Here is a 10,528-nt window from a genome sequence, read left to right on the forward strand (position 1 = left end):
GACCGGCCAGCAGCGCCGCGCACCCGCGCGCGATGTGGCTGGCGGCCGCCGTGGGATCGAACCGGCCCATCACGGCAAGGCAACGTTCGGCCGTGGCCGGCGCGTCGGCAAACACGGTCAGCGCGCGGGTCATGGCGGCCTGCAGTGCGCCGGCGTCGCGTGCCGGCACCACGAAGCCGGTCTTGCCGTCGTGCACGAGTTCGGGCACGCAGCCGCAGTTGTCGCTGGCGATGGTCGGGCAGCCGTGGTTGAGGGCTTCATTGACCACCAGTCCCCACGGCTCGCTGTGGCTGGGCAGCACCATGCACAGCGCGCGGTAGTACTCGGCGGACAGGGCATCGCCCTGGAGGCTGCCGACCAGCACCACCGAGTCGCCGAGGCCGAGTTCGGTGCAACGCGCACGCAGCGCATCTTCCATCGGGCCGGAGCCAACCAGGCGCAAGCGCACGTCGGGCCGGTCGCGCCGCAATGCGGCAAAGGCATCCAGCAGCGTGTCCAGCCCCTTCTCGGGCGACAGACGGCCTACGTAGAGGAACGTCGACTCATTACCGGCACGCACACTGACGCGCTCGGCGAACGCGACGTCGGTGCTGTATCCGGGCGGCAGCGCGGCGGCCTGGCACGGAATGAACACCTGCTCCGGCTCCGCACCCAGCGAGACCAGGTATTCGCGGCTGCGCTCGCCGAAGCCAAAGAAGCCATGGCAGAGGCCAAAGAAAACGCGCTTGGGAATCGACGTGAGCAGCCGGCGCGGACGGTCGCGACCGGTGGAATCGCAGAACACCGCGCGGCGCTTTCCGGTCACGATGCAGGCGAGCAGCATCGCCCAGTACTCGGGACGGTGGTAGCCGGGCAGCACGATCAGGTCGCTGCCCGAACGCAGTACCTCCGACACCAGCCGCGCCGTGAGCTTCCACACCGGCACGTCTTCGTAGCAGCCGTTGTAGAGGCATTGCATCGGATAGCGGTGGGCGCTGTAGTCGACGTCCGAGAAGCCCAGCCGGTAGTACTCGGTTTCCGATATCTGGATGAACCGGTAGCGGATCGGGCCATCGGCGGCGTCGCGGTGCAGCGCCGAAAAGACCTCGCCCTTGTGGCGCGACCAGACGACGTTGTGGAAGATGGTGACGGAATGTGGCATGGCGAACCTCCCCGTTTGCGTGCCTGTCAGGCGTGAGTTGCCGCTGCAGCCGGCTCTGGATGCGCCGCGGCGTGGTCTCTGCTCTCGCTGTACTTGCTGTATTCGCGATAGGTGGCCGTGACGCCGGCCTCCAGCCCGATGCGCGGCTGCCAGCCCATGCGCGCGAGGCGGCTGACGTCCAGCAGCTTGCGCGGCGTGCCGTCCGGCCTGCCCGTATCGAAGACGAGTTCTCCGCGGAAGCCCGCAATGCGGCACACCATCGCCGCCAGCTCGGCGATCGTCAGGTCCTTGCCAACGCCGACGTTGAACACGCCCTCGGCGTGCTCGTGCCGCAGCAGGAACAGCGTGGCGGCGGCAAGATCGTCGACGTGCAGGAACTCTCGGCGTGGCGTGCCGGTGCCCCATATGGTCAGCGTGTCGGCCCCATCCCGCACTGCTGCGTGGGCCTTGCGGATCAGCGCGGGCAGTACGTGGCTGTTGGTGAGGTCGTAGTTGTCGTTGGGGCCGTAGAGGTTGGTCGGCATCACCGACACATAGCGCGTGCCGTACTGGCGGTTGTAGGCCTCGCACAGCTTGAGCCCCGCGATCTTGGCGATGGCATAGGCTTCGTTGGTCGGCTCCAGCGGGCCGGTCAGCAGGTATTCCTCGCGGATCGGCTGCGGGCACGCGCGCGGATAGATGCATGACGAGCCGAAGAACACCAGCCGCTCCACACCGGCCTCGAAGGCGGCGTGGATCACGTTGGTCTCGATGGCCAGGTTCTCGTAGAGGAATGAAGCCGGGCGTGAATCGTTCGCGACGATACCACCCACGCGTGCCGCCGCCAGCAGCACCACATCGATCGCTTCGGCGGCAAAGAAGCGGCGCACGGCAGCCTGGTCGGTCAGGTCCAGCTCCGCATGCGTACGCGTGACGATGCGGGTGTAGCCGTCGGCCCGCAGCGCACGCACCAGGGCCGAGCCGACCATGCCGCGATGCCCGGCGACGAAGATGTTGGTGTCCTTGTCCATGGTCGTCACTCGTGGTGTTCCAGCGCCTTGAAGCCGGCCAGCGTGACCATCGCGTCGCGGCGCGCGGTCTGGTAATCGGCGCGCACCATTTCCTTGACCAGCGCGGGGAACGGCGTGACCGGACGCCAGCCAAGCTTCGCGTGCGCCTTGGAGGCATCGCCGAGCAGCGTTTCGACTTCGGTCGGGCGGAAGTACTCGGGATCGACGCGCACGATCACCTGCCCCGGCTTGAGCCGCGTTTCCTTGCCGTGCACGTGCTCGACCACGCCGATCTCGTCCACGCCCTCGCCCTCGAAGCGCACCGTGACGCCCAGCTCGTTGGCGGCCTGCTGCACGAAGTCGCGCACGCTGTACTGCTCGCCGGTGGCGATCACGAAATCCTCGGGCTGCTCTTGCTGGAGCATCATCCACTGCATCTCGACGTAGTCGCGCGCGTGGCCCCAGTCGCGCAGTGCCGACAGGTTGCCCAGGTACAGGCACTCCTGCAGGCCCACCGCAATGCGCGCGATGGCCCGCGTGATCTTGCGCGTGACGAAGGTTTCGCCGCGCACCGGTGATTCGTGGTTGAACAGGATGCCGTTGCAGGCATACATGCCATAGGCTTCGCGGTAGTTCACCGTGATCCAGTACGCGTAGAGCTTCGCCACCGCGTACGGGCTGCGCGGGTAGAACGGCGTGGTTTCCTTCTGCGGGATCTCCTGCACCAGGCCATACAGCTCGGACGTCGACGCCTGGTAGAAGCGCGTCTTCTTCGCCAGGCCGAGGATGCGGATCGCCTCCAGGATGCGCAGCGTGCCGATGCCGTCGGCGTTGGCGGTGTACTCCGGCTCTTCGAACGACACCGCCACGTGGCTCTGCGCGGCAAGGTTGTAGATCTCGTCCGGCTCGATGCGCTGGATCACGCGCAGCAGGCTGGTGGCGTCGGTCAGGTCGCCGTGGTGCAGGAAGAAGCGCAGGTCCTGCTCGTGGCGCTCCCGATACAAGTGGTCGATGCGGTCGGTATTGAACAGCGACGTGCGCCGCTTGATGCCATGGACCTCATAGCCCTTGTCGAGCAAGAGCTCGGCAAGGTAGGAGCCATCCTGGCCGGTGATCCCCGTGATCAGAGCAACCTTGCGCTTCATCGTCTTTCTCCCTGTGGATTGGAGTTCGGTTCGAGTGGGTCCGGCGTGCGCGCCGGCATGGCGAGATGCCTTGTTCGTGATGCCTTGCCGCTACTTCGTCTCCGCTTCGGCGCCGTAGTACGCGGCGTAAGGCGTGCCAAGCTGCAGCGGTGGGCGCGGGACGTCGGTCAGCAGCACGCCCTGCAGCGCAACGCCGCCGCTGGCGAGCCGCCGCGCGGCCTCGCCGATCTCCGCGGCCGGATGGCGGCCGTGGCGCACCACCAGCAGCGTGGTGGCGGCATGGCGGCCAAGCAGCGTGGCATCGGTGACGGCGAGTACCGGCGGGGTGTCGAGGATGACCATGTCGTAGCGCGTGGCGAAGTGGTCGAGCATGGTGCGGAAGCGCTCGCTCATCAGCAGTTCGGCGGGATCTTCGGGCAGGCTGCCGCGCGGCAGCACATCGAGGCCGGGCAGCACGTCGCGCACCACGGCGGCATCGAAGTCCATGCCCGACAGCGCGTCGGACAACCCCGGCTGGTGGCGCAGGCCGAAGTACGCATGCACCGCGCCGCGCCGCATGTCGCCGTCGATCACGAGCACGCGGCGCTGACCTGACGCCACCAGCGCGGCAAGATTCACCGACAGGAAAGACTTGCCCGCGTCCTGGCGCGACCCGGTCAGCATGACCACGTTGTTGCGGGCGTCGCGCAGCGCGAACTGCAGCGTGGTGCGCAGGCTGCGCACGCCTTCGATTGCGACATCGTCCGGCGCACTCGCGGCCAGCAGGCGCGGCGTGCCCTGCGCGCCGCGGCCCGCACGGATGTCGCGCTGCAGGCGCGCCTGCACGCGGCTGCGCGGCACTACGGCGCAGACGGGAACGCCAAGCAGGCGCTCGATGTCTTCCGGATGCTCCACGCCGCCGTAGAGCGCCTTGCGCACGAACACCAGGACGACAGCCGCGAGCATGCCGAGGCCGCCGCCGATCAGCACCAGCATCAGGCGTTGCGGGCGCACCGGTTCGTCCGCGGGCTCGGCAAAGTCCACCACGCGCACGCTGCCGACCTGGCCGGCCTTGATCACGCGCAGCTGCTGGGCGTTGTTGAGCAGGCTGGTGTACAGCTCGGTATCGACGCGCACGTCGCGCATCAGCCGCAACACCGTCTGCTCGGTATCGGGCAGTACCGACACGCTTCGGCGCAGTACGGCTTGCTGCTGCGTGAGTGCGTCGATCTGGGCGTTGATCGCGACGATGGCCGGGTTCGTGTCGGTGTAGCGCGTCATCATCTCGGCGCGCTGGGCCTGCAGCGTCGTCAGGCGCGTCTTGTTGTCGACCACCTGCTGCAGCAGCAGCCGGCTTTCCTCGTCCAGGTTCACCGTGCCGGTCCGGTTGCGGTACGAGTTGTAGCGCTCCTCGGCCTGATCGAGTTCCTTGCGCAGCACCGGCAGTTGCTGGTCGAGGAAGGCCAGCGTGTGCTCCGCTTCAGCCGAGCGCCGGCCGATGTCCTGCTGCACAAACTGGCGCGCAATCGTGTTGACGATGTCCGCTGTCAGCTTGGCGTCGGCGCCTTCCAAGCTCGCACGGATGATGCCCGACTGCAGCGAGGTTTCGCCCACCGCGAGCTGGCGCTGCACGCGCTCGACCGTGGCCAGCGTCGATGCGCGCAGCAGCTCGAATTCCGTGCCGGGACGCCCGGCAAGCTGATCGATGCGCACGCGCACCGGGCCAAGCGCGCTGTTGCCGCCGACTTCCTCGCCTACCTTGCCGTTGAGCACGGCATTGCCATCGGGATCGCGCAGCGCAAACGCGCGCTCGCCGGTGATCGTCAGGATGAACGGCTTGTTGTAGTACTTGGCCGGCGTATCGAACACCGACATCGTGATCGACTCGCCGCCCCACGCGTACTGCGGCAGGCCGAAGCGCGCAGGCGCCGGCGCGGTGCCGGTATGGCGTCCGGCCAGCCAGCCGCCGACCAGCGGAAAAGTACGCGGACGCGCCGCCATGTCGAGGTGCAGCGTGCGCACGGCTTCCTCCACCACCAGCCGCGAACGGATCAATTCGATCTCGGCAGCGGTGGATGACTTCGAGTCGAAGATCGACGCGATCGATCCGAGCGAGTTCTGGTTGGCATTGGCGTCGGCGCCCTTGCTGTCCTCCACCTGGATCATCGCGTCGGCGCGATAGACCGGCTTGGCGATCACCGCATAGATGGCGCCGAGGACCAGCGCCACCGCCGTCACCAGCGCGATCAGCCGCCAGCTCGCCAGCAGCGTCGCCAGGTAGTCCGAGAGGCGCAGTTCCTGCGCGGGAGGCGCCTCAGTGTATTGCGTGTCGAGTACGGTTGGCATGGCTTGTCCTTCCGTTCCGTGTTCCTGGGTGTTTTTGTCGGGTCCGCCGCAGCGGGCCGTGGGCAGTGGTCAGTACGCGTTGCGGTGGATCAGTCCCTTGAAGATCGTCGCCACGATGATTCGCATGTCGAGCGCGAAGGACCAGTTGCCGAGGTAGTAGAGGTCGCAGGCGATGCGCCCCTCCATCTTCTCCAGCCGGTCGGTTTCGCCGCGGTAGCCATTGACCTGTGCCCAGCCCGTGATGCCGGGCTTGATGCGGTAGCGCTGCATGTAGCCGCTCACCAGCTTGCTGTACTGGTCGTCATGCTCCAGCGCATGCGGGCGCGGCCCGACCACCGACATGTCGCCGCGCAGCACGTTGAAGAACTGCGGCAGCTCGTCCAGGCTGGTGCGGCGCAGGAAGGCGCCGACACGCGTAATGCGCGGATCGTGGCGCTTCGCTTGCGTGAGCGTGCCGGCCTCTTCGGCATGCACGCGCATCGAGCGGAACTTGTAGATGGTGAAGACACGGCCGTCGGCACCCTTGCGCTTCTGGCGGAACAGCACCGGCCCCGGCGACGACAGCTTCACCGCAAGCGCCACCGACAGCAGCACCGGCGCCAGGCCAATCAGCGCAGCCGCGGCGAACAGGCGGTCGAAGATGTCCTTCTGGAGCACCGCGTGCTGTGGCAAAGGCGACGCGGCAAGGTTGATCGCATGCATGCCGATCAGGTCGATCACGCCGCTGTCGAACAGCACCACCGAGTGCAAGTCGGGCATGAAGCGGATGTTGATCAGCTCGTCGCGGAACTCGTTGACGAAATCGAGGATCATCGGCTCCTGCGATAGCGGCAGTGCCAGCCACAGTTCATGGATCTGCTGCGTGCGGATGTAGCGCTGGAACGCCGCGCGGTCGGCGAAGGTCGGCACACGCGCACTGAGGCTGCCCGTGGACGGCACCACGTTGAACGCGGCCGCTACACGAAAACCCGAAGCCGGCGATGCCGCCACGCGGCGAATCACCGCGTTGCAGTGCGGCCCGCCGCCGACAATGGCGACCTGGTGCAGGTTCATGCCGGCGCTGCGCACGTGGCCCAGCACGAGATGGATGAACAGCCTGGAGACAATCAGCAGGGCGCCGCTGACGGCGGTCCAGTAAGCGAACCAGAGCCGCGAGACGATGTCCAGCCGGTGCATGGAAAACATCACCATGACACCGCACAGCTGCACCAGCAGCCACGCAAGCGCGACCTGTCCCGCGAGGCCGGGCTTGGAACGCCCGCGCCACGATTCGTAGATGCCGAACGCGGGAAACAAGGCAAGCGTGAACGCCGCCGACAGGACGATGAAGAGATCGTAGAAGTCCTCTTTCATCACCGCGTCGAAGCGGATCTGCGAGGCCACCACGGCCCCAGCGAACACCAGCGCCACGTCCAGCGTGCGCGCCAGCAACCCCTCCATCCTGAGCATATCGCCCCCCCCCGTACCACCCGTCTGCAAACGCTGTCTTGCCACGCCCGGCTCCCCATGCCGGACTCCCCTGCTCCCGGCGCCAGTGCCGGTCCTTTTTGCTCCGCGCTAGCCCGCCTTGTCGCAGCGCCCGAAGGCGTCGTCGAGCCGCACGATGTCGTCCTCGCCCAAGTAGCCGCCGGACTGCACCTCGATGATCTCGAGCGGCAGTTTTCCCGGGTTTTCCAGCCGGTGCGTCACGCCGAGCGGGATATAGGTCGACTGGTTCTCGCCGAGCAGGAACGTCTCCTCGCCGCGCTGCACGAGCGCCGTGCCGCTCACCACGACCCAGTGCTCCGCGCGGTGGTGGTGCAGCTGGAGCGACAGCCGCGCGCCGGGCGCGACCACGATGCGCTTGACCTGGAAGCGCGGGCCATGGTCCACGGAGTCATAGAAGCCCCACGGCCGGCGCACCTTGCGGTGCGTCTCGGCCTCGGGTGCGTGCTGGGCCTTGATGCGCTCGACCAGGGTCTTGACGTCCTGCACATGCGAGCGATCGACCACCAGCACCGCGTCGGCGGTCTCGATGACGACGATGTTGTTGGTGCCGACGCAGGCCACCAGCCGGCCGTCGGAATGCGCATAGCTGTCGCTGGCGCCTTCGAACACCACGCGGCCCCGCGCGGCGTTGCCCGCGGTGTCCTTCTCGGTCGCGTCCCAGACGGCATCCCATGAGCCAAGGTCGGACCAGCCCGCCGCCAGCGGCACCACCACGCCGCGGCATGGCGACACCGGCAGCTCCAGACGCTCCATCACCGCGTAGTCGATGGAGTCGGACGGGCAGTTCAGGAACGCCTTCGGCGCGGGGCGGAAGAAGGAGCCGTCCTGCTTGCCCTCGATCACTGCCTGCATGCAGCTTTCGTACATCTCGGGCTGCAGGGCCTGCACCGCTTGCAGCCATACGTTGGCACGCACGATGAAGATGCCGCTGTTCCACCAGTACTGGCCGCTCTGCACGTACTGCGTTGCGAGTTCGAGCGCGGGCTTTTCGACAAAGCGCGCGATCTCGTGCGCGCCGTCGGGCAGCGTCGCGCCCAGGCGGATATAGCCGTAGCCGGTCTCCGGGCGCATGGGCGGCACGCCGAGCGTGACCATCGCGCCGCGCTCGGCGTGGTCGGCCGCTTGCGCCAGGGCGGCGCGGAATGTGTTCGGATCGAGGATGGCGTGGTCGGCCGGCATGACGACGAGAATCACGTCTTCGCCGTGCGACTGGGCCAGCCACGCGGCAATGGTCAGCGCGGGCGCCGTGTTGCGGCGCCCGGGCTCCACCAGCAGGCGGGCCCGCGTGCCGCTGGCGCGCAGTTGCTCGGCGGTGACGAAGCGATGTTCCTCGCCGCACGCGACGATGGGCTCGGCCACCACCTCGCGCCCGCCGGGCACGCCATCGAACCCTTCGAGACGGCGCAACGTGGCCTGCAGCAGCGAGTCGGGCCCGATCAGGTCGATCAGCTGCTTCGGATAGTGCTCGCGCGACAGCGGCCACAGCCGGGTGCCGGCGCCGCCCGCCAGCACCACCGGTGCGACACGCAGGCGCTGGCGCTGTGCCGTGTTGGCGGATGCCGCGGCCGCTGTGCCGTCGGCGCTGTCCGTGGTGCTGGTCATGATCGGCCCTCCTTGTTGTGGTTCGTGCTCAGGCGATACGTCGATACATCGATGCGTTGCGGTACGGCGGCTGCGTCGGGACGAACGCTCCCCGCCGCCCCGTGCGGCGTGCATGCTTTATGGCTGATGGATATGGCCGGCGCTGTGCGGTCCGGCGCCGCGTCCCGCGGACTAGCCGTCGACGGCCACCCGGGATCGCTGTCGGAACTCGGTCGGTGAGATTGACAGGCGCTTACGGAAGATCTTGGCGAGGCGGTCGCCATTGCCCATACCGCTGCGGCGAGCGATCTTGTCGACCGGCAGCTCGGTATCGGCGAGGAAGCCGCACGCGGTGTCGAGCCGCGCCTGCAGCAGGAAGTCCGAAGGCGTGATGCCCATTTCCAGCTTGAAGCGGCGCAGGAAATTGCGTTCGCTCATGGCGGCCACCTCGGCGGCGCCGGCAATCGAGATGTCCTGTTCGCAGTGCTGGCGCAGCCAGCGGGCCGCGGCGCGGATCTTCTCGCCGGGGCCGGTCATGCCGGCGTCGCCGATGCATGGCAGCAGCCGGTTGCTCCACGACGGCATCACGCGTCCGGCCACCGCGCGGGCCACGTCAACGCCCTGTTCACGGCGGATCAGCGTCAATGCGGCCTTCATCGATTCGAACTGGTCGTCGACGGCGTCCAGCGCCAGCGGCTGGCTGGGCGACTGCGCGTCATGAAGCTGGGCCAGGCGGGAGATGCCGGCGGCATCGAGCACGGCGCGGCCTTGCGCAATCGGGCGCACCGTCGCGGTCCTGCGATGCGCCGCCGCGCGCAGCCAGCCGAGCACGCGCTCGTCGATACCGCGGCCTTCAGCGTCCGCGCCAGCGGCCACGAAGAGCAGGTCGAAGCCAGCCGGCTGGCCAGGGTCGATCTCATCGGTCCAGACATGCACCGAAGCCGAGCAGGCGATGCTGCCGCCGGTCAGCGACAGGAAACGCACTTCATAACGTGTCTGACCCTCTCCCTCCAGCGCATCATCGGAAAGCGCGTTAGCCGTGTGAAAGACCTCCGCAATCATGCCGGCACCCAACAGCGAAAATCCGTCGAACAGCAGAATCCCGATTCGCCTCGCGGCGTCCCGGCGTGGCCGGGCCGACACAGATAACCAGCTCACTGCGGGCTTGAGTTGCGCGTAGCTCATGATCACTCCCCATTTCATTCGCTTCTTGCTTTTGGCTTTCAGGTTCCGTATTGCGTCGGAATTCTCATCTGTTGCATTGCATCATAGACAACGGAAAAGTCCGGGGTATGTCGGTGTCGGAAAATGACGGCCTCTTGGCGGAAGTTTGCCGGTCTGGCATCGGGTTGGCTCACATCCCGTTGTAAATAAACGCAATTTGCTTCTGCAACGGTCGTCATTCCGAAACCGCCTGCTCCGCAGGAGGCGGGTAAGAACAACTCTATACATAAATGTTGCAACGCGACAAATTGCACCAATGCGAGCGTGGTAGAAATCTCATTAATATCTGATTTGGTGCATTTTTCTGATGTTTTTATGCACTTGTTTCATGGTTGAAACGGTTTGGATTTTGAGGTTTTTGTGTCGGGTATGACGAGAAAAACACATGGGATTTTTATAATAATGAAATTAAATACTTATTAATTTATTCGTTAATATGGTTTTTGAGGGTGACGGGGGGGGGGACGGTATGGGTGGATGGGGGGCTTACTGGTTAGGGCCGGGTATCGCTCTTGGCTGGCGCCGCTGTTTCGCCGGCGTAGCCGGCGAGTCACTTTTTGTCCGAGCCCTCCATGTCAGGATAGTTGTCGCCTCGCCGCCTTTCGATGAAGGACAATGGGGGGCGGAAGCGGTTT

The 10,528-nt window shown here is 66.5% G+C and carries 7 protein-coding genes; all 7 read right to left on the reverse strand.

Annotated features, from left to right (window positions below; all coding sequences use genetic code 11):
- On the reverse strand, positions 1-1,141 hold a 1,141-nt coding region (locus tag KHO41_RS40165), incomplete at its 3' end, for a glycosyltransferase family 4 protein (RefSeq protein WP_211958750.1).
- Positions 1,142-1,167: 26 nt separating this feature from the next.
- The gene (locus KHO41_RS40170; RefSeq protein WP_211958751.1) at positions 1,168-2,151 is read right to left on the reverse strand and encodes a GDP-L-fucose synthase family protein; all 984 of its coding nucleotides are present in this window, start codon (positions 2,149-2,151) and stop codon (positions 1,168-1,170) included.
- A gap of 5 nt (positions 2,152-2,156) precedes the next feature.
- Complete coding sequence (gene gmd, locus KHO41_RS40175; protein ID WP_211958752.1) at positions 2,157-3,275, reverse strand: GDP-mannose 4,6-dehydratase; 1,119 nt, start codon at positions 3,273-3,275, stop codon at positions 2,157-2,159.
- Between the two features lie 90 nt (positions 3,276-3,365).
- Positions 3,366-5,600, reverse strand: a complete 2,235-nt coding sequence (locus KHO41_RS40180) for a polysaccharide biosynthesis tyrosine autokinase (RefSeq protein WP_211958753.1) — start codon at positions 5,598-5,600, stop codon at positions 3,366-3,368.
- Positions 5,601-5,669: 69 nt separating this feature from the next.
- A complete protein-coding gene (locus KHO41_RS40185; protein ID WP_211958756.1) occupies positions 5,670-7,049 on the reverse strand; it encodes an undecaprenyl-phosphate glucose phosphotransferase in 1,380 nt (459 codons plus the stop codon).
- Between the two features lie 108 nt (positions 7,050-7,157).
- Entirely contained in the window at positions 7,158-8,690 is a 1,533-nt protein-coding gene (locus KHO41_RS40190; protein ID WP_211958754.1) for a mannose-1-phosphate guanylyltransferase/mannose-6-phosphate isomerase, read from the reverse strand.
- 171 nt (positions 8,691-8,861) lie between these two features.
- Positions 8,862-9,854, reverse strand: coding sequence for a GlxA family transcriptional regulator (locus tag KHO41_RS40195; RefSeq protein ID WP_211958755.1), 993 nt, complete (start codon positions 9,852-9,854; stop codon positions 8,862-8,864).
- Between the last annotated feature and the right edge of the window lie 674 nt (positions 9,855-10,528).

This window comes from Cupriavidus numazuensis (genome assembly GCF_905397435.1).
In the GTDB taxonomy this organism is placed as follows: domain Bacteria; phylum Pseudomonadota; class Gammaproteobacteria; order Burkholderiales; family Burkholderiaceae; genus Cupriavidus; species Cupriavidus numazuensis.